General features: G+C 45.2%; 13 protein-coding genes. 7 read left to right on the top strand and 6 right to left on the bottom strand.

Annotation, left to right across the window (positions count from 1 at the left end; genetic code table 11):
* Together H5T88_10290 and H5T88_10285 are read left to right on the top strand one after the other, a co-directional pair.
* On the top strand, positions 1-2976 hold the full coding sequence (locus H5T88_10290; protein MBC7330725.1) for a HEAT repeat domain-containing protein: 2976 nt from the start codon (positions 1-3) through the stop codon (positions 2974-2976).
* A gap of 6 nt (positions 2977-2982) precedes the next feature.
* Entirely contained in the window at positions 2983-4512 is a 1530-nt protein-coding gene (locus H5T88_10285) for a HEAT repeat domain-containing protein (protein ID MBC7330724.1), read from the top strand.
* Between the two features lie 9 nt (positions 4513-4521).
* Here H5T88_10285 and H5T88_10280 read toward each other — a convergent pair whose 3' ends face one another.
* From H5T88_10280 to H5T88_10255, 6 genes are all read right to left on the bottom strand, one after another.
* Positions 4522-5274: an SDR family oxidoreductase gene (locus tag H5T88_10280; protein ID MBC7330723.1), complete on the bottom strand. Its 753-nt coding sequence runs from the start codon at positions 5272-5274 to the stop codon at positions 4522-4524.
* Positions 5271-6233: a DUF4434 domain-containing protein gene (locus tag H5T88_10275; GenBank protein ID MBC7330722.1), complete on the bottom strand. Its 963-nt coding sequence runs from the start codon at positions 6231-6233 to the stop codon at positions 5271-5273. Before H5T88_10275 ends, H5T88_10280 begins: the two co-directional genes overlap by 4 nt.
* 417 nt (positions 6234-6650) lie before the next feature.
* Complete coding sequence (locus tag H5T88_10270; protein MBC7330721.1) at positions 6651-7157, bottom strand: hypothetical protein; 507 nt, start codon at positions 7155-7157, stop codon at positions 6651-6653.
* A complete protein-coding gene (locus H5T88_10265) occupies positions 7154-7792 on the bottom strand; it encodes a hypothetical protein (protein ID MBC7330720.1) in 639 nt (212 codons plus the stop codon). Before H5T88_10265 ends, H5T88_10270 begins: the two co-directional genes overlap by 4 nt.
* Positions 7793-7957: 165 nt before the next feature.
* On the bottom strand, positions 7958-8431 hold the full coding sequence (locus tag H5T88_10260; GenBank protein ID MBC7330719.1) for a DUF721 domain-containing protein: 474 nt from the start codon (positions 8429-8431) through the stop codon (positions 7958-7960).
* A 218-nt stretch (positions 8432-8649) separates the two neighbouring features.
* Entirely contained in the window at positions 8650-12171 is a 3522-nt protein-coding gene (locus H5T88_10255; protein ID MBC7330718.1) for a tetratricopeptide repeat protein, read from the bottom strand.
* 243 nt (positions 12172-12414) lie between these two features.
* Here H5T88_10255 and H5T88_10250 point away from each other — a divergent pair, with 243 nt between their 5' ends.
* The 5 genes from H5T88_10250 (at position 12415) to H5T88_10230 (ending at position 22052) form a co-directional block, all read left to right on the top strand.
* On the top strand, positions 12415-13713 hold the full coding sequence (locus tag H5T88_10250) for a hypothetical protein (protein MBC7330717.1): 1299 nt from the start codon (positions 12415-12417) through the stop codon (positions 13711-13713).
* Positions 13710-14345 carry an SdpI family protein gene (locus H5T88_10245; protein ID MBC7330716.1) on the top strand — a complete coding sequence of 212 codons (636 nt, stop codon included), beginning with the start codon at positions 13710-13712 and terminating at the stop codon, positions 14343-14345. The genes H5T88_10250 and H5T88_10245 overlap by 4 nt, the downstream gene beginning before the upstream one ends.
* 118 nt (positions 14346-14463) lie before the next feature.
* Positions 14464-15525 carry an exo-alpha-sialidase gene (locus H5T88_10240; GenBank protein ID MBC7330715.1) on the top strand — a complete coding sequence of 354 codons (1062 nt, stop codon included), beginning with the start codon at positions 14464-14466 and terminating at the stop codon, positions 15523-15525.
* A gap of 214 nt (positions 15526-15739) precedes the next feature.
* Positions 15740-18346, top strand: coding sequence for a hypothetical protein (locus tag H5T88_10235; protein ID MBC7330714.1), 2607 nt, complete (start codon positions 15740-15742; stop codon positions 18344-18346).
* Between the two features lie 22 nt (positions 18347-18368).
* The gene (locus H5T88_10230; GenBank protein ID MBC7330713.1) at positions 18369-22052 is read left to right on the top strand and encodes a hypothetical protein; all 3684 of its coding nucleotides are present in this window, start codon (positions 18369-18371) and stop codon (positions 22050-22052) included.
* Positions 22053-22106 lie beyond the last annotated feature (54 nt).

The raw sequence follows: 22106 nt of genomic DNA, 5'->3' as shown, positions 1-22106 counted from the left end.
ATGAAGAGAATCGGGGCAATCCTCTTCTCTTTCTTCCTTCTTCTCCCCCTAAAGGTGAAGGGCGATATAGCAGATATTGAGAGGGAATTAAAGGACATTCCACTGCCTGCAGGAGGTCAACCTCCCGACGCCTATGATAAATTCCTCACCAAAATCCGTCTCAGAGAGCAGTGGCATCTCGCTTTGAAGAAAGTGGATATCATTAAAATCGTTGAAGATGTGAAATGGGAAAATGTCAAATGGGAAAATACTAAGTGTTATTTATATTTTTCAAACATAGTAAAGCCTTTCCTCAGCATCCCAAATTTACATATTGTCGTTGGGGAAGGTCCCTCAGATTACCAAGCAGCCCTTAATATCTCTGCTTCGTTCCGGGCGTTGAGCAAAAAATATTCTGAAGGTGTCCTTTACACGGGAGCTTATGTTGAGGGGAAAATCTCCCTTGAGACAAGGGAAGGATTCAAAATAGAGGATAATTTCACCGGAAATATTGAACCTCCTGATGAGCTCCCCATGGAGGTAAAACAGCATATAGAAACCTACAAGAGCCCTGAATCCGCTCCTTTCTATAAAGTTCTGGATGTTCCCGGCTCCTTCATTGACAAATTTGCCAGGATTTATTACAAGTGCTTCGGTAGATATGCGCTGGCTGCTGCTATTCTTGAGTGCACTTCGCCCTCTGGTGCTCCCTATCAAACCATTTCCCCCCTTCTTAAGGAACTCGGCGAACAGCTCTTTGACCCCCTTGTTTACTTATTGAAAAACAGCAAATGGGAATGGATACAAATAGGGTCCGTAATTGCCCTTGAGAAAACTAAATTGCCGAAAGCAATCCCCTACTTGTTGGAGTATGCCGCGATTCCCGCCATCCCGCGGCGGGAAGTAATTGACGAGATTCCAAACATAGTGAAGGAGCGAGGAGGGATTGAGGTAGTAATCAATTGCCTTAAGCACGAGAATCCAAGGGTAAGAGGTTTATCAGCGGAAGTTTTGGGAAGGCTGGGCGGAGATAGAGCGGTTGAGGGGTTAATTTATGCCTTAAAGGATGAAAGCCCAAATGTTAGGATGACAGCTGTGAGATGGCTGGGCAATCTAAAGGATAAAAGAGCGGTTGAGCCACTCATAGCGGTCTTAAAGAATAAAAAGGAGCAAGAGGAAATCAGGGTAGCAGCTGTTAAGGCACTAGAGCTGATTGGGGACCCTAGGGCACGCGACCCTCTTATGGAGGTTTTACAGCAGCGTCCGAGCTTTGAGATAATGGAGGCAATTCAGAAAGCTCTTCAGGTGGTTCCTCTGCCAACTCTTTCCACTGAGGATATACCCAGTCTGATTAAGCGATGGCATTTGGCGGTGGAACAGAAAAATTATCTGGAAAAAGGAGAGACTGAGAAGCTTTTGGTAGCAGCTGGCTCCAAAGTTATAGATAGCCTTATCCCCATAATAACAAACAAAAAGGAGAAAAGAGAAGTTCGGGAATCCGCTTTCAACATATTATTGCTTATCAAAGACCAAGATAAACGCCTAATTGAACCCTGTCTCAAAATAGCGAAAGATAAAGAAGATGTGCCCACGATTAGACAGGCGGCCATCCAATGCCTCGGCAACTTGAAGGCGAAGGAAGCCACTGACCTTCTTCTTTCCTTCCTCACCGATGTTAAACAGCCGCTTTGGCTTAGAGCGGTTTCAGCTCTTAACTTAGGTAAAATCGGGGATACTCGCGCAATAGAAGCTCTTTACTTCGCTTTAAAATTGAACCCTGTGAGGCCACCAAGTGAGGATAAAACAGAGGGAGAATTTGCTTTTTGGGATGTGTCTATTACAACTACTCCGCCCACAATCCATCATTACTACGACTTGCCTTCTTCTGCTGCCAAAGCCCTTGTCTGCATTGGGATACCGGCTTTGGAGAGGATAAAGGATGCTCTTGCTGACGAGAACCCAAGGATAAGAGTGGCAATAGCGATGGCGTTGAGGGAAAGCAACGAGCAGTGGGCTAAGGAACTTCTTCTTCCCCTGGGGCAGGATGAGGATATGACTATTCGGCTAATCGTCGCTTATAGGCTCGCCCAAGAGAATGACCCTCGCTTTCTTGATGTAGTTCTCTCAATTCTTAACGATGAAAAAGCAGGAATTGCAGATAAAGAGGAAGCTGTGAAAATCACAGCGGAATGGGTGAATAAGACCAAGAGCGAATTTAGCGATAAGAGATTTGTTAAACCATTGCTTGCTCTGATGAAGCAATTAATGGAGAAATCAGCAAGTGAAGAAGAGGAATCCATTTCTTACTATATGGACAGCGTCTTAGGTCTTATCAGCAGGATGAAAGACCCATCCCTGCTTAAAGAAGTAGCCTCTCTTTTGAATAACGAGAACAAAAGGATTAGAAGCTCTGCCCTTTACGCGATTTTGTATATAGGTCCTAGGGAGGACATAGTGAACGATTTGATTTACACTTCCAAAAACGACGAAGACCCTGATAACAGGGAGACAGCTTTGGATTGTTTGGCGAAGCTGAACAATCCTGTGGCGATAAGCGCAATAGTGGACGCCTACAAATATGACCCCGATGCAAGGATTCGTTCCCGAGCATTCTCCCTCCTAAAAAATCTTAAATCTCCTTATTCCATAAAGCCATTAGCCGAATTCCTCATCTCCTGCCAGGATACGCTGAGAAGGCAGGAAATCGCTTCATTTTTGAAGTGGACGGACCTCAAAAGAGCCTCAGAGGTCATAATTCCCTATCTCAAGGAGAAGGATGCCAAGGTGAAAAAATCAGCGGCGGAGGCGCTCGGCTATCTTGAGTCTCCCTATGGAGTGGAGGAATTGCTTGAATTGATGATTGATGAGAACAAGGAGGTTAGGGAAGCGGCAAGAGGGGCATTGAAGAAGATTGCTCACAACGATTACGGCGAGGATGTGGGGAAATGGCGCATATGGTGGGAAAGAAACAGAGATTACCTACTAAAGCTAAAGTGAGAGAAGATGAGGAAGATTTTGCTGTTGATTTTCGCTGTTTTCTTCTCTTTATTTAGCGAGGAGAATCTCATCGGATTGGAAAGCCCTAAAACGCAGGTTTCTCAATCCGTTCAGGAATCAAATCAATACAAAGAGAATCTGCCCAAATTTAAGACCCTTAAAATTCAGGTTTTTCAATCCTACGAGGGACCTGCTCAAGGAGTGTATATTCCTTTCAAGGAAGTCGCCTCTCGCCTTTTCTCCTTTGCCGGCGTCACCGTCGTTCCCGATGATTCGCTAAATTACGAAGCCCTATTGACTATAAAAGTGGAGGGAAAGGCACTGGGGAAAAATTATGTGAAGGGAGGATATCTTTACACCGGAGCGAGAATGCAAGGGGAAGTCAGCTTGGAGGTTGGCGGAAAGTTGGTAAGAGAGCAGGTCAAAATAAATGTTGAACCTTGGGAGGTCAGCCCTTACGAGTATACAAAGTGGGTTGACCCAGAGATTTACAAAGACCCAGGAAGAGCCTTGGCAAGCTACGCCTTCGGATATGGGGAATCAAAAACGGAGGAAGGAACGGAACCACCTCCAGAAATGAAGGAAGCGGGGGTGGGAATAAAGCTTGCGAAAATTTGCTACCGCTTCTTTGGCGTAAAGCCCCTTCTCCTCGCCCTTACCGATAAGGAGCAAACTATCTCTATGATAGCTGGTATGGGAATTGCTTCCGTCAAGGACCCAGAGGCAGTCCTTCCCCTCTGCGAGATGCTGAAAAGCAGGGGAAAGGAAGACAATATGAGAACTACACTGATATATTTGCTGGGCGAGCTCGGGGATATAAGGGCAGAGGATGTCCTATTAGAGGCGCTTAAATCAGAAGAGAACGAAACTATTAAATATTACTTAATTGAGGCGCTGGGAAAGGTTAAGTCTCGCAAGGCAGTAGAGCCATTACTTTCCCTTCTTAAGGAGGAGAAAACTCCATCAGAGCAAAAGATGGTTATCATAGAGAGTTTGGGGAACATCGGGGACGAGAGAGCCATAGAGGAAATCTCCAAATATCTCAATATTGTTGAAACTGGACTGCGATTCACCGCGATAAAGGCTTTAGGTAAGATACATTCTTCTCGCTCAGCGGAGGTCCTTGTTTCCTATATAAACGATAAAGACATAAATATCGCTTACGAGGCAAGACAAGCCCTTTGGAGGATGGGAGCGGAGGCGATACCCGTGCTGTTTCGGGAATTGAAGAGGGACAAAGGGATTTCAGAAGGGATAGCGGAGATATTTGATAAAGGGATAAAGGATATAAACGCTATCCCCTATCTTCTTTCCTTTTTAAAAGACGATGACAGAATGGTAAGGGAGTTTGCGGTTGCAGGGTTGGTGAGCATAGGGAGACCGTCAATTGAGCCCCTCATAAGCTTCCTGGAAAAGGAAAAAGACCGAACCGCTCTCGGATGCGCCGCCTCTGCTCTCCGAGCTATAACGAAGCAGGATTTCGGTATAGACCCCGCCAAATGGCGCCAATGGTGGAAAGAGAATAAAGGCAAATAAAGTTTTTAGCTATTGAGCAGTGTAGCCGCCGTCTATGGGGAGGACGGCTCCCGTGATTAGGTCGGCATAGGGGGAGGCTAAGAAGATGACTGCTCCCACTACATCCTCTGGTTTGCCGAATCTACCTATAGGTATCTTCTTCAATGCCTCTTCTCTCTTCCTGACATCAGCCCAAGCCCTCTCCGCCATCGGCGTCATTATGATTGTGGGGGCGACGGCGTTCACATTTATCTTGTATTTCCCCCATTCTATAGCCAATACCTTCGTTAAAAGTATCAACCCTCCCTTTGTGGCGCAATAAGCTGCGTGGTCCTCCAATCCGACCAATCCCGCCTGTGAGGAGATGTTGACTATCTTTCCGCCTCCTTGCTGAACCATCGCCCTCGCAATAACTTGGGTGAGGAAGAAGAGCGACTTCAAATTGATTTGGAAAGTCTCGTCCCACCTATCCTCTGTCGTCTCAAGGGCGGGCTGGGGATAGCTGACCCCAGCGTTATTGACCAATATATCAACCCTGCCAAATATCTCCAGCGCCCTTTTAGCCATCGCCTTTGCTTCCTCAGTGCTCCTCAAATCCGCAACTATGTATTCCGCCCTCCTTCCCTTCTTTTTTATTTCTTTGCAAAGCTCCTTTAACTCCTCCTCAGTTCTCGCCGTTGCGATTATATCCGCTCCCACATCCGCCATAGCGAGGGCTATTGCCCTCCCTATTCCCTTGCTTGCTCCCGTTATCAACGCGATTTTCCCTTCCAGAAGCTTCATCTTCTCTTAACCTCCTTTTGGTAGAAATTTTTATATTCCTCATATAATTTCCTTTGCTCCTCTCCCTTCAGAGGGCTCATATAGTGATTGAACTCCCAAACCACTATCTTCTTGACGAATGGCTTCATCTTCTCTATCTGCTCCCTGATTCTCTCCAAATTTGCCGGCTTCCATCCCGCCAGAATATCAAATATCTCCAAATCTCCCCAAAATTCCACCTTGTTCTCCTCACAAGCTTTTTTCATAGAGGAAAAATAAGGAGAGATATGCTCAGGCTTTATCCCCCTATCGCATCCCACTCCATCCTGAAGAGCTAAGATGTCTATTTTGAGGAAGGACAAAATTTTTCGCCATCCCTCCCCCATTTTCTCTGGAGATATATCCAATGTGAAATAGGGAGCGATTATTATTTTCTTCTTCGGATTTAGCTTCCGGAGGAAATCCACTACTTTTTTATAAGCTTTGACAGCCACATTCTCCAGCGGAGGCGCATTCCCCAATTCCCAGCTCAAGATATACCATCCTTTAAAAGAAGGATGTTTGGAATACAAGCTGTAGAGCTCCTTTGCCACCTTTCTATTAAATTCAGCGAAATTCTCAAAATCCTCCTCGCTTCCTTTCCCCTTCCAATTCCAGCTATATAGACCGAGATAGATATCTATCCTCATCTTATCGGAGAGTGAGAGGAGGGTCTCAATTGGGTCCTTTGTCCCTGATTGCTGGAACTCTGAGAGGAAGCGGGAGGGATAAAAAGAGGTAGAGTCAAAGGCGACAGAGGCGATTATCAGGGTATCCATTCCTATTTGCTTCATATAGGATAATTCCTTTCTCCATTCATCTTCCCGCCAGGGGAGATTGGAACCGTCAAGTTGGAGGAATGTGCCAGTGAGGGATGGGTAGGAGAAAGGGGCAAAGGCAAGGAAGAAGGTGATACCGAGAGTTTTCTTAAGCTTTTCCATAAGCATTTAAATTCATTATATCATTTAAAAGCTCGGAACAAAAGTTTTTAATGAATTTACGACCTTTATGGTTTTGACGCAATCTCCATATCTTGACAATTACATTTTTTATATTTAAGGCTCCAGACCAAATCTCCTCAAAAATACCAGTTTGGCTGCGCCAACATAGTTTGCAAACCGAGATTGTCTCGCTATCGCTTGCATCTGTGGGTATAGGTTTTTAAGGAGCTACTCGCAAATATACATTTATATTTGACTTGAACATACATTTTAACTTCGCCTTCTTGTCCTTCTCTTTGTCTGAAACCTTTACCCATACCAGCAATGACAGAAAGGGTTAGCCCCTGGCAATGAGAGGGCGATTGTCATCGCGAGGCTTCTACTTGGGTAGAAGCCATGGAAATCTATTATAAAAAATCAACCCCTCCTTAAGAGGACGATGAATTCTTGTCTCATAGTGAAATCCCTTTCCCCTCTAATATTTGAGGGAGCGTTCTCGCTTGGCATCCTCTTGTTGAATATCCCCCTCACTATCGTTCCCAAATGTTCAAAGCCGAGGCTTTGGAAGAAATCGGCTGATATCTTATCCGTTGGTAGCTCTTCCCCCCTGACTCTTCTATTCCCAACAACAAAAGCAACATATCCTCCTCTTTTTACCTTCTCACCTATTATGGAGATTGCTTGAAAAAGGTCGTGATAATAGGAAAAAACTTCCCTCGCTCGCTTCTCGTTCTTTCCCGCTATCCTCTCAAGCACCTCATAGAGGATTTCCGAGGGCAATCCAGGTCTAATCTCTCTCCCTTTGCTTCCAAGGGATTCCCTATCCACCCTTTCATCCATTCCCAGCCAGCGAAGCGAGAGGCGAGAAAACTGTCCATAGGCAACCGTCGTCCTTGAATCGCCATAGGGCGGTGAGGTTATCACAAATCAATTGATTCCTCCTCAATGGGGATTGGCTCGGAAAGGATGTTTCTTATCTCCAATTTAAGATTGGATTTTTGGGGTGGAAAATTTTTATAAAATTCCCCTAATAGACCAATATTTCGCAAGCTTACTTGCCTGAAAACCTCCAATGCGTCTTGGCTTAACCTATTTTTCCTCCTAATCAGCTTGAACTCATTGTAATCGGTTAGCGATACCCTCCTGACTGTCTCGGAGAAAGCAACCTTGAAGAAATCCCTGCAATTCTCGTCTTCAATCTCCGATACAGCGGTAAGCAGCTTGGAAAGGGAGATTATTGCCTCAGGGGTAAACCAATAATCTATGTTTGGGAAATCAATTTTTGAGGGTTGGGCTTCCCGGTAGGCTTTCTCTATAGAGGGGAGGATTTTGAGGAGATGGGAGGTAGGGATTGGGGTCGTGCGCACTTTGGCAATGAGGACCGCCAGGGGATTGATATCATAACCAATGAAATCTCTTTTGCTAATCAAACACTCACCTGCCACGACACCGGAGCCCATAAAGGGGTCAAAAACCAAGGCGCTTTCAACGGAGAAATTTTGAATGAGGCGGCGCACGACGAGAAAATGGAACATAGCGGGATAGAGATTGGATACCATAGACACCCGTTCCCGCCGGCACCTCGCTGTAATCCCAAGATGAATCCCTTATCCTTTTTAATGGAAGATTTTCGGGCGGAGAAGTTTCGTCCTTGAAAAGAGGAAAAACTTTATGGCTCATATTTTATAACAGTGTTTCGTATTCATTTAATCTGCTATCTCTCCTTATCGCTTTTCTTGTTCCTTGTCCATCTTTGCTTTATAGTAGTTTATTAAGACGGAGCGCATAAGGGTGCGCATTTTCTCATCTTCTATCTTCGCCGTCAACCTGTCTATCATTTGAAGAATCTCCTTACTCAATTCCCTTTCCTCTTCCTTCCTCTCTTCCTCCTTCTTAGTCTTCTTTTTTAACGGTTTCGCCCTCACCTTTATATCCTTCACTATATCCTCGCCCATCCTCTGATTTATTTTCTGCATAATCAACCCCTTCAAATTGAAGATTTCCTGCCCCCAAATTGAGTCTTTAGCGGATACATAAAGGATTCCATTTTTGATATCCTCTGCCTGTGAGACGGAGGCGAGCTTCGCACCCACCACTTCCTCCCAAAGGGAGAGGCATTCCTTTTCCTTTATTTTCTTCTCCAAGCCCATCTCACGGATGGCGGAGCGTAGTGCGGAATTCAAATTCTCAAAATTCATAGTAAATACATAATATCATTTTGAGAAAAAATTTGCAAGGTTTGGCTACTTATCTAACAAATAGTCATTGAAAAGGGCTACTAAGCGCGTTTTTGAAATAGAGATTGCTCGGGACTAAACCTTTCTGCCATTGCGAGCTGAACGCGTTTTCAGCGGTCAAGCGAAGCGGTCTCATTTAGAAAGCATCAAATGAAATTGAAAACTCTCCTCCAAACTACTTAAAAAACCTCCCATTTAGTGGGCGAAAGTTTGAGGAAATAGCCTTCTTCCAGCACGGGAACATCTTCACCGAAGCCAAGGGATTCGGAACTGAAGATGATGTAATCCTTCCGTTGAAAGGGAACATTTAGAATATGGCGAAGAAGCGCTGGGTCATAAGCGAGAAATATCATAAGGAACTTCTCCTTGTTAAATGGGCTGGGAAAGAGAGCGATTAAGCCCAAGTCATCCCCTTCATATTTCCGCTCTTTTACCTTAATCCTCCTATCTTCAATTTTTATCGGCAGATTATCTTTAATCCTTGCCAAGACCTTATTGGAGAGCCCCAAGCTGACAAGATAAATGTTGTTTTCCCTCAATTCTTTCTCCGAGACCTCAATATCGCTCTTCAAAGTGGCAAGGGAGAGGGGCGCTCCATATATGCATAACTTCTTCCCAACTTCTCTACTGACATTTATATCCCTCTCCGTTCTCCCCTGCGTCCCGTAGATTACTAGCAGATTTCCCTCCTCCAATTCCCTTTGCAAATCCTGCTGAACGAAACCAATGGGACCTATTACTCTGGAAACATTTCCACCCTCCCTCTTAACCGATACATTCTTCGCGCCTATTACTTCACGATAAGACCGAATGAGTTGGGGGAAATGGTAATAGCCTTCCTCATCGGAATAACCGATATCCAATCCCTTCTCCCAGGTGCTGATTGCCTTCTCCACATTCCCCATTTGTAGATAGCAATATCCGATGAAGAGTATAGCTCTTCCCTCGTAATATCTCAGTTTTGAGCTCAAGGGGAGCAGTTGCTCGTAACATTTCAATGCGTTGGCGAAATCTAACTTGTGTTCATAACACCTCCCCATATGCCAAATCAAGGACCACTTATCATTATCGGACATTTCCTCGCTTGCTTGATCAAGCAAGCTTTTTATTACCTTCAACGCCTCATCATAATTTCCATTCAAATACTCAACCATCCATTTATATTGCTGAACTTTTTGACTGGGAGCCTCTTCCTTGACCGCTATCTCCCTTCTTTCTCCCTCGCTATTGAAGGGAATCCATTTTCCCCTGCTCAGCTTCAGAAAGTAACCGGTTTCAAGCTTTTTTATTTGACCGGCGATTATGTGCGAGGGATAGAAAGCCATATATTGAGCTGAGGGAGCGGATAGGATGGCATAATCACCGATTAAGGCATTGAAGACGAACAGGGCATCGTAGAGGGTGGGATTGAAAGTAGCGAGTATAATGGCGAATTTCTTTTCGTCAAAGGGATTAGGGGAAAGCATCACAAGGGCTAAATCTTTCCCCTTGTAGATTCTATTGCCAACTTCCAATTCATTCTCCCCAATTTTTATCGGCAATTTATCCCCTATTTCCTTTAGAATCTCGTTTGAGGCGGGAGTCCCTATAATGATGATGTGTTTGCCCACTATTTCCTCCTTTTTCACAGCTGTATCGGAAACAATCTTGGTGCTTTTATAGGAAGAGAGCTTCAAATTCCATTTAATCCTACCTGCAAGCCTCCTGTGGAACGATTGCTCTTCCTTACTCCCTCCCGTTCCGTAAACAATCAACAAATCCCCCTTTATGAGACCGCGATGTAGATGGGGTAAGAAATCGCTCAAACCAATGGAAATATCACCGAGAAGGGTTTCCCTCTTTCTCTCCTTAAGCAACTCCTCGACCCGGGCCGGCTTTATTACCTCTTTATAGGATTTGAAGAGCTCATTCGCTTCCATCGCCAGATAGTCCTTTTGCTCTTTCCCCAGCTCCCCCCAAATCTCGTTCGCCTTATCGTAATCGCCCAACTGGAGATAGCAATAGGCTATCCTTAATTTGAGGCTATCAATTCTGTATTTATTTACATTAAATCCGATCACCGATTGCTTTTGCCCTTCCCTGCGAAGTTCTTCTATCTTTTGGGAATAGAAATTAATCGCTTTGGGGAAATCCATCTGATTTTCCAAACATCTCCCAATTAATCTTATCGCTTCCCATCTTTTAGCGGAGGTATCCTTTCTTTTATCATATTCGCTGAGGAGCTGATTGAAAGCTGAGGAAGCCTCTTCATAATTTCCTTTTTTGTAGAGAAGCAAAGCAAGGTCGTAGAGTATATCTGTATATCTTTTGCCATTATATGATAGTGCCCTCTCATATGCCTCTAAGGCTTTATCTTCCTCTCCCACAATCTCAAAGCTCTTTGCGAGAGAATAAAAGGCGAGCTCTGTATTGGGAAAATATTGATTTATCATAAGATAGGCATTCTTAGCCTTTTCCATTTCCCCTTCTCTTTCCGATGAACGAGCTATGGCGAAAATCTGGTTCATGACATCTTCCTCTGGCGGATACTTCTCAAGGAATAATTTGTAGATATTTAAAGCGGATTCGTAATCCTTTGCACTCGAGTAAGCAGAAGCGGAACTTTTGATGGCTTCCTTTGCTTGGGGATTTTGGGGAAATGCCTCAGCCGCTTTCAAGAAATATTCTCCTGCTTTCTCTTGAATGCCTAGTCGTGTATATTGGTTCGCTATGTTGAGAAGGGCGTTAAAGGATCTTCCATCTTGGGGATATCTTTGGAAGAAGAGATTATAAGTTGCGATTGCATCCTTTGTTTTCCCTGCATTACTCAGGGTATCTCCAAGGCAAAGGAGAGCCTCTGAGGGATAAGAGCTATTGGGATATTCCTCAACAATGCGTTGGAAGGCGATGGCAGCGTTCTCGTAATCCTTTATCTTGAAGTAGCGCCAACCGATGTTCATCCAGCTTCCGGCTTTGAATTCATCTGAGGAGGAGTAACTTATAGCCTGCTTCTCGTAATCTATAGCGGATTCCATCTCTCCCGAATCCTCACAAAAGCGCGCTAAATCCCTCAAAAGGAAGGCACAGCCATCGTTATCCCCCTTTGCTTGTAGGGTTTGAAGGCAGGCGAGAAAATATGCTTCTCCCTGCTTGAACTTTCCATAGGCGGATTGGCACTCACTTATTTGGGCATCAATAGCTTTAATGAGCTCGTCATCGCCCTTTGCCTTTTTCTTAGCGCTTCTCAAATCGCTTAAAGCTTTGCTCATCCATTTCATTCCCTTATAAGCCAAACCTCGATTGTAATAGGCATAGGCAAGGAGCTTATCGCTTTTGTATTGATTGATTACCTGGGAGAATCTATCAATTGCGGATAAATAATCTTCTCTTGCGAGGTAGACCACTCCCAAGCCTATCAACGCTTCGCCTTTAATATCTCCCTTTCCCTGAAGAGCGATATTGAAAAAGTTGAAAGCGTCATCGTTCTTTTTGAGGGCGAGATAGCATTCTCCCAATCTGAGAGCGGCTAAAAATCTCGTTTCGCTGCTGACATCTATCCCTGATCGGAAGAAAATCTCTCGGAATATGGCGATTGCTTTATCGTAATCCTTGGCTTTAAAGGCATTCTCCCCTTCTTGGAGGGTTTTGTCTTTAGATAAGACAAGCCCTAAACCGAGAAGTAGTGTGAAAAGAAAAAGCGAGAATTTGTTGTTCTTGAACATCCTTTTAACCCCTCTGTAGATTAAGTTTGTTTAATTTTAATGTATTTTTCCTAAAATGGGAAGAAGTGACACAAGAGGCTAAGATAAGGTGATTTTGTCATTGCTGAGGAATGAAAAATCTCTTTTGAGATTGCGAGAAAAAGACCAATATCTTAAATCTTTAAACATCTTTCCACATTCTCAACAAAACAATTGCTTCCGTAAATGAAAAAAATATAAAATTTAAAATGGAGGTGAAATGATATGAGAAAGTTTTTGTTAGTTCTTCTCTTGATTGTCTTGATTTTGCCACTTCCCAAAGCTTGGACGGTAAGCGAGGAGGAACACCCGCTATTCCAGTATTTGAACAAACCGGACCCCGCATATAGCTGGGAAAAAGTGAAAGAAGAGAAGATGGCAAGTGGGGAGAAATTCATAAGCATTAAGATGGTCTCCCAAATCTGGCAGGGGATAAAATGGGAACATGAGCTGGATGTAATCGTTCCCGCTAAATTGGACAATGGCTCAGTCGTGGGATTGCTCATCACAGGCGGGAGGGATGAACAACTGCTGAACATTTTAAGGCTGATCTCCAATAGAGTGGGAATCCCAATGGCGGTAATTTTCAATATCCCGAATCAACCATTATTTGATGGTAAAAGAGAAGACGCTCTTCTCGCATACACATTTATGAAGGCTTTGGAGACGCAGGATATGACTTGGCCAGCCCTTTATCCGATGACTAAGAGCGTCATCAGGGCTATGGATACAATTCAGGCTATCTCCAAAGAAAGTTGGGGTGCGGAGGTTAAGGGATTCGTTGTCACGGGTGCGTCAAAGAGGGGATGGACGACCTGGTTCACGGGAATCGCAGATAATAAGAGGGTGATTGGCATAGCCCCAATGGTTTACGATAACCTAAATATTCCCCTCCAGATGGGTCAGCAGATTTTCTGTTATGGTAAATACAGCGAGCAGATAGAGGATTACACGCAGGTTGGTTTGGTTCAAAGGCTTCTCAGCGACCCGACCGCTATCCAATTCTCAAAATTCATTGACCCCTACACCCTCCATGAACGTGCTACTATGCCGAAATTCATCATAAACGGCAGCAACGACCGCTACTGGACATTGGAATCGGCAAATCTCTACTTCCCACGCCTCGTAGGGGAAAAGCATATCCTCTATGTTCCAAATGCTGGACACAGCCTGGGAGATGGAATAGAAGCCATTTCAGCCATAGCCGCTTTCGCTTATGCATTGTCCCACAATCAGAAAATCCCCTCTATAAGTTGGTCCTATGAGGAAACCCTTGATAGCCTCACGCTCAGGATAAAGCCCGAGGGAAATCCGCTTAAAGTAAGGGTTTGGGTTGCGAGTTCGCCAAGCTTGGATTTCAGAGAGGCGAAATGGGAAGCGAAAGAGATAGAGGGCAAAGATGGCGTATATGAATTCACGCTAACGCGTCCAAAGGATGGATATTCCGCTATGTTTGGCGAGGTAAGATACAAAATTGATGATATAGAGTTTGCCCAGAGCACTACGCCAAGGATTTTGAAATGAAAAGTTATGTCTGGGCAATCTTCATTGTCCTCTTAGCCTTCGCAATAAGCTTTTACACCTATCCTCAGCTCCCGGAGAAGATGGCATCCCACTGGGATGCGAAGGGGAATGTTAATGGCTATATGGGGAAATTGCCCGCCCTCCTTATCACTCCCTGCTTGCTCGCTTTCCTCGCCCTTCTCCTCTTCATCCTTCCCGCTATTGACCCTTTAAAAGAGAACATCGCCCAGTTCAGGAAATATTATGACAACTTCGTGCTTCTACTCTTTCTCTTCCTCTTGATGGTTCATGTTCAGACTATTCTCTGGAACTTGGGGATAAAGATAAGCCCCAATATCACCTTTCCCGTAGCGATAGGCATTCTCTTTTACTATATTGGTGTGATGTTGGAGAAGGCGAAGAGGAATTATTTCATAGGGATAAGGACGCCCTGGACTCTCCACGATGAAGAAATCTGGGATAAGACCCATCAGATTGGAGCTAAGCTCTTCAAGATAGGAGGGATAATCTCCGCTCTCGGCGTTTTGAATCCAGAATATTCGGTATATTTCATCCTTATTATCATCCCGTTAGCGCTCTATCTTGTGGTTTATTCTTATCTTTTATATAGGGGAAAAAAGGAAAATGGGTGAGAGGCTGAGAAAGCTTTCGCTATCCATTCTTTTGTTTTCCTTGGTTTTTCCTTCGTTTTATATAGTGAGATGCGCTTTTTCTCAACCTAACATCCAAAGAAAGGAAGGCGGAAAAGTTATGAATGGGAGATGGATACATCCTTTGTGCTCCGAATTAAAAATAGATTTCAACGGACCTTTTCTTTGGCTGAAGGATGGGAGGCTTGCAACAGTGAGAAGCGAAGGAATTCGCTTCAGCGAGGATGGCGGTTTGAGTTGGAGCGAGCCGATTTTCATCTGCGAGGGTATAAACGATAAGGAGCCTGCTTCTTACGATTTCCTGCAAACGAAGAATGGCACAATCGTCCTTTTATATCTCAATTTCTCCGATTATCGTTTTCAATGGGATGAGGAAAATGGCGAGCCGAAGGATTGCAAATTGGAGATTTGGTCTATTCGCAGTTTGGACGGAGGGAAAACATGGGTTGACAATCAAAGAGTTATGGAGGGATACAACGCCAATTTCTTCGGTTTCATTCAGACTTCAACCGGCAGATTGGTGGCGAGCGTTGAGCATACCACTTCCAATCCGGGCAGGGTTGTGGTGATGAGCGTATATTCTGATGATGAGGGAAAGACTTGGAAGAGAAGCAACATCATTGACCTTGGAGGACGAGGACATCATGATGGAGCTATGGAACCAACGCTTGTAGAGTTGAAGGATGGGAAGCTGTGGATGCTCATTCGGACGAATTTGGATTATTTCTGGCAAGCGATATCGGATGACGGAGGAAGGTATTGGAGGAAGATTTATCCAAGCGAGATAGATGCGAGCAGCGCACCTGGTAGGCTTTTAAGGTTGAGGAGCGGGAGGCTTGCTTTGGTTTGGAACAGGTTAAATCCCGAGGGAGGTGTATATCCGAAGAGGGAATTCAAGGGAGGAACGGAATTCCCCGCTTCATGGCATAGAGAGGAGCTTTCTTTTGCTATTTCCGAGGATGAGGGGAAGAGTTGGTTGGGTCCGATTGTTGTGGCGAAGCAGAAGGGAGGACAATTGAGCTATCCCTATTTATTTGAGGGAAAGGATGGGGAGATTTGGATAATAGCTGGATTCGCTTTTAAGAGCGGATGGACGGAGCCCTATCCATTGCGGTTGAAGTTGAATGAGGAGGAATTCGTTAGATATGTGAAGGGGAAGTAGCTCTACGACCCTTTCCCCTACTCCTTTTGAACTCTAAATTTTTATCAAATCAAAAACCCTTACCCGTTGAATGCGAGCGATAGCGAAGCAATCCCTTTTTTGTGAGGTCTTTATGAGATTGCCATGGCTTACGCTTTGCGGCGGACTTGCTCCCTCCCTTTTTATTCGCCTTTACAAACTCCTCCCAATCCTTCTAAAATAATCTGCGATTGAGATGTCAACTAAAGAAAGGATGCCGAAATTGGCTCTTCATAGATTCAAGAGATTCATCCTTTATCCTCTCCTCTTCATATCCCTCACTCCTACCTTTGCTATGATATCCTGGCGGGAAGATTTTGAAACAAGACAATTTGACCCCAAGAAATGGGTCTTCGTTAAAGCGGAGCCGACAAATTTAGCGGAAATTATAAATATTCCATCTCACGGCTACGCCCTCCATATCCTCGGCGAGAAGACCAATTCGGAAATCTTCACCCGCATTTCCCCGGGCGGAGGAGCCCCCTATAAGTTGACTTTCAGCTTCTATCAACCTTCAAAGGAGAACAACGGCTATGCGGGAGTAGTTCATCATACTGGCTGTACTCCTATGTATTCCTTTTGGTGGTTGGAGGAGAAGCCTCCCGATATTCGTCTCTGGACGTTCCACAAAGGAGAGTGGTCTGCAAGATGGTCGGCAAGTGGAATAGAATGCGATAAGTGGTATAAGGTGGAATTGGAAGATGATGGACATAGCATCTCCCTAAAAATTTATCACGATGGAAACTTAGTTGCTAACTCGGAAGCAGTGCCACACGATACAGGCTTCACTGGCTTCGGCGGTCCCATCTCCTTTGGCGCCCATACCGGCGGCGGTCTCCAGGGGGTATTCTACGATGACATCATGATTGAATACACCACTCCACCTCCTTCTTACTCCTTGCCAGCCGACTATGCGACGAAAGCTCCTCGCCTAATCCTCAAAAGCACAAAACTATCAACTGAGATTTCAAAGGATAAAGGCTGGATTTTGAGATTGAAAACGGCAAATGGTTTCCCTCTTATTGATAAAGGAATGGGAGTTCTATCTATCGGGAATGTAAGCCTTGGGAAGACATATAGCGATAAGGACTTCTCCCTCACGCCCTCTTCCTTGAATTTCACGTCCAAGCAAGCGAGGATGAGACAAATCACATCGGACAGCAAAATAGTGGTTGAAACAACTTATTCCCTTGAGGAGGATACCCTCATCTGGGATGTAAGGCTCTCCGTTAAGAACGATGAACCACGGGAGGGGAAAATAAGTTTCGTCTTCCCCCTTCCCCAATGGTGTGAAGAAATCTTTCTTCCTATGTCTGGCGCTCCTTTTCGCAGGGAGGAAGTGCCCAGCTATTGCGTATATAGAGGCGGAGGAAATCTCTCCATCCCTATGGCAACCCTTTATTCGGAGGGAAGGGATATTGGATTGACTATTCTCGCCGACCCCTACTCACCAAAACCCTCCCTCTCCTTTGCCTTCAATCCGCAGGGCAATCCACCTGTATTGCTCTTGCAATGGAACAATTGCAGATTACAGAGGGAACATCCCCTGCATCTGCGCGTTTTCATTGCCAATCATCAGGGAGATTGGCGCTCCGGGCTGAAATGGGTTCTGAGTAGATTTCCCGAGTTCTTCAAGCCTGAGATGAAAGTTGCTGAGGGTCATCAAGTGATAATGTGGGAAAGACCAAGGGAAAGACTTGAGTGGTTGAGGGGGCTTGGCTTCACTTGGGGGATGAGCCATCTACTTGAAACACCCTTTTATGGCAAATACTTCAGCGAGGTGAACACTGAAGAGGAGATAAAGGGGAAGAGGGAATTTCTAAATCTCTGCCATCAAGTTGATTTTCATTTCTATTACTACTGGAGCTACATTGAAACGGAGCCGACATTCGCGGAGGAGAATTTCCCCGACAGCGTCGCTCGCTGGCCAGATGGAAGACCTATGCTCTTGGGTTGGAAAGGCATCACTTGGATGCTTCCATATCCAGGTGGCAAATGGCATAGCTATATCCTTGACCAGCTTGATAAATTGCTGAAAGCACTTCCCGAAGTGGATGGCGTATTCGTTGATAATACGGGTGGTTCCTTCGTAAGTTATGGGCAGGATGACGGGATAACCTTTATTAATAATCGTCCCGCCTATCAATATGCCTTTGCTCAGCATAATATACTGAGAGAAGTGAAGGATAGGCTGATAGCTTTGGGGAAAGGAATGTGGGCGAATGGTTCTTGCGATTTGGAATCGGCGCGATATATGGATGGTATTATGGTGGAAAGCAGGACGGATTTCCTTGAGGCTCAGAGGTATCTGGGACTTGTAAAGCCGATGCTTTTCATCACCTATTACGATAAGAACGACCCTAAGAGGAGGGAGAGATTAATAAACAATCTCAAATCGGCACTCCTCAGCGGGGTTATGCTGGGTTTCAATGAATGGGAACTTGTTCCCGAAACGATAGATTTGGAACTCCTCAAAAGCTGGCTTCCCCTATTTGAGCCTTTGAGAGGGAGGGAATGGTTGCTTGAAGCCCACGCTCTTTCTCTGCCGAAAGGGGTTAAGGGGAATATATTCAAGACCAACAAGGGGGATTATTATATTGCTTTGGTTAGGGAAGAAGATATGATAGAAGGTAAGTTTAAGATAAGGATTAGGGTTTCTGATGGAAAGAGGATTCGCTCGGCGAGGATTTATACGCCGAGTGAGGGAAGATGGAGGGCAGTTGGGATAAAGAGGGATGGCTCAGTTATTGAGGTTGAGATTGAGGGCATGGCGGAAGCGGGAGGTATTCTTCTTGAGCATTGAATCAATAAGGAGGCGATATTTTATGGATTTGCTTTCTCCAATCCTGATTATGGTTTCCTTGCTTCTGTTTCTCGTCTCTTTCGCTTTGCCGGAGTTGGTTCCCTTCACTATTGCCTCTTGGCAGGAGGATGGAAGGGGAAATCACAGAGCCCTTGTGGAGGTAAGAGAGAAGGCGGATGCTGTGTTAGTCCATATTCCCTGGAGGAGAAGGGACCCCAATCCGCAGGATAAGGCAATCATAATTTACGATTCCACTACGCAAAAGAGGATTCTTAACCTCGTTCGGATAAACATAAATCAGGAGTTCGGCGATATCGTCTTTCAACCACAAACTGTTCCCGGTATATATGAAATCTATTATCTTCCCTACAACAGCCCCAAGGGTCCTATGGATGTTCCCCAAGGATATTTTCCTCCCCAAGATTCCCCCGATAGGGAATGGCTTATGAGAAATCACTTAACGCCAGAGGAGTTGGTAAAAGGAGAATGGCGAAATCTCCCTCAAGCAAGGGTTTTGGAAATTCAGGCGAGGGACGAATTCAACAGCTTCTATCCAATGGAGGTAATAGCGACGCAGGAGGAAATCAATTCTCTGATTGCTCGTTATCAAGATAGGGATTATTTGATTTTCCCCGAGGACCGCAAATACCCGATAAAAATGTTTGAGACGCTTCCCCAGAAGTGGGCTGTAGAGGGACCTAAGGAGGAATTCCACGGAGAGGCCCGCCCCGGCGAATACTATGTCTTTCAGCTGGGGATTTGGGCTTTGAGAAGTGGGATAAGAAATTTGAGCCTAGAATACGAGGATTTAAAGGGTAAAGAGGGGAAGATTCCCGCCTCCGCCTTTGATTGCATCAATCTTTCCGGCATAGATTGGCTCGGACGTTCCTTCAAGAAGATATTTTCCCTTGCGAAGGGAAAGGTTCGTCCCCTTTGGATTGGGATAGATGTTCCCGAGAATGCTAAGGGTAGATATGAGGGGACAATAAGGGTCAAGCCTGAGGGCTTGGCGGAAACGGATATAAAACTAATTTTGGATGTCAAAGGGGAAGCGCTGAGGGATAAAGGGGATAGCGAACTTTGGCGTCTCTCACGCCTGCGCTGGCTTAACTCCACCTTGGGACTGAGCGATGACCCCATTCCTCCCTTCACTCCCTTGAAAGTGGAAAAGGAAAAAGCATCCATATTGGAAAGGGAGATTGTTTTCACGGAAATCGGCTTGCCTAAAAGCATAAAGAGCTGGGGAAATGAAATTCTCGCTTCACCCGTTAGATTCATCGTTGAGACGGAGGAAGTTATACAGAATTGGAGGAGGGTTGGGGAAAGGACGATAAAGAAAAGCAATGGCGTCTTGGAGAGGGAAGTGGAGGCTAAAAGCGAGCCCTTCGCTCTTAGAGTCCATTATAAATTGGAGTTTGATGGTTGTTTAAGATATGATGTCTATTTGAAGGTGGATAGGGATATTGATTTGAGGGATGCGCGATTAGAGGTCCCTATACGGAAGGAGGTAGCCAAGTATATGATGGGGATGAGCTATAGGGGCGGCTATCGCCCAAGTGAATGGAATTGGAAGTGGGATATAAATCGGGCAGATAATATGGTTTGGTTAGGAGATGTTCAAGCAGGTGTGCAGGTTAAGCTTGAGGGAGAAAGAGATTTTTGGGCAATGGTTGATTTGAGGGATGTGGGGATTCCGAAATCTTGGGATAACGATGGGAAGGGTGGATGCCATATCTTGGAAGAAGGAGATATGGTGCTCGTCAAAGCGTTTAGCGGAGAGAGAAGTCTCAGAGCGGGGGAGGAACTTCGGTTCGGCTTTCGTCTCTTGATAACCCCCTTCAAGGAGATAGATAAAAATCACTGGAATTGGCGAATAGGCGGATGGCTATTAGATGAGACGGCGGAGACGGATTATAACATCTTTCACCTTCACCACGCCACAGCTCCCAATCCCTACATCAATTACCCATTTTTAACGATTGATGATATAAAGAAGTTCGTTCAGGAGGTGAAGTCCGTCCGCTACAAGCTAACCGATTTTGGAAGGCTCGTTTATCCCGCACAGGGGAATATAGATTTGGAGAAGGGCGCCCTGCATATTTGGGTGAGGGTTAATTTCGACCCAAAGAAGGGTCAGGCGGGAGATGCCCGCTATAATCAGGCGCTCTTCCATTTGGACTTTCCCAACAAGGACCGATTGGGATTTTATTGGAACATTGATGATAAGGGGATGAGGGCGTATATTCGAAAGGGAGCACCTCAGCTAAATCAATATCCAGTGCTTCTATCAAGTCATTCACCCGATTGGGAGAAAGGGCAAAGGCATATCTTGACTCTTTCCTGGGGAGAAGAGCTAGCGATATTCGTGGATGGAAAGAAGCTTGCAGGAGCGGTATATAAAGGGATATTGGAAAACGATTTGAGTGAAGCGAAGATGGTGCTCGAGGGTAAGCCAAATGAGGGATTCGCGGTTGAGGCGATAAAGATAGAGAAAGAAGCCCATGTTGAGGGCATGGAGATAAGACCAGAAATTGATGAGAAGACGATATTCCTGGATAAATTTTCCGATTGGGATGGAGGGAAGGTGAGCAAACCGGAGAAGGGACAAGGCTTGGGAGTAATTGAGGGAGTTTGCGAGGTAGGTAAGGGAGCTTTCGGCAAGGAGATAATATTTTCCGCAAAGAAGGTGGAGATTCCTCCCAAAGGAGTGAATATCTATTATACTGTAAGGGAATTGAGCAATCATTGTCAGGAGCTCTGGGCGCTCCGGAGTTTGGGAGACGAGGTTTTCCTAACGGGAGGGGTTGATATATATGGAGAAGAGAATATTGACCAGAGCAAGGCGGATGGAGGATATCCCTGGCTGAGGGAGCATTTAGTTTGGGGTTATGTTCCCGCCTGGATGACTCCCACTGATAGAGGAGATGTAGATGCAGCGATAGCGACACAGGGATTATCTCGCTGGCACAATTATTATGTGGAAGGAATGCGTTATCTAATGGAAAAGACGGGAGTGGATGGGCTTTATCTTGACGGAATCGGCTATGATAGGGAGATAATGAAGCGGATTCGTAGGGTGATGAAGAGCATAAATCCCCAAAGCAGGATAAATTTCCACAGCGGGAATGAGTACGATTTCATGGAGTGGCATATAAGCCCGGCGAATAAATATATGGAGCATTTCCCGTATATTGATAGCCTATGGTTTGGTGAGTTTTATGATTATGACCGTTCACCCGATTACTGGCTTGTTGAGATATCGGGGATTCCCTTCGGGTTAACGGGAGAGATGCTCAATTATGAAAACGGCGGAAATCCCTATAGGGGAATGATATACGGGATGACGGGTCGTTTTCATCCCTCTGCTCCCCATATGTGGCGCTTCTGGGACAAGTTCGGCATTCAACAGGCGGAGATGATTGGCTACTGGTCGCCTAAATGTCCAGTGAAAACCGGTAGGGAAGACGTCCTCGCCACAGTGTATAAGAAACCGAGGGAAGTCTTGATAGCGATAGCAAGCTGGGCAAATGAGGATGTGAGGGTGAGGCTGGATATAGACTGGGATGCTTTAGGAATTAACCCTAATAAGGCGAGGCTGATTGCTCCGAGCATTTCCTATTTCCAAAATTCGGCGGAGTTTTCTCCCGATGAGGATATTCCCGTTGAAAGGGGAAGGGGTTGGCTTTTAATTCTCAAGGAGAAATGAAAAGTTAAAGAATTTCCCACAAAAGGGCGAGGTCGCTTCGTTCCTAGCGACCTC

Source organism: bacterium (assembly GCA_014360495.1).
Classification (GTDB): Bacteria; Armatimonadota; JACIXR01; order JACIXR01; family JACIXR01; genus JACIXR01.
This window is presented reverse-complemented; position numbering and strand designations above follow the sequence as displayed.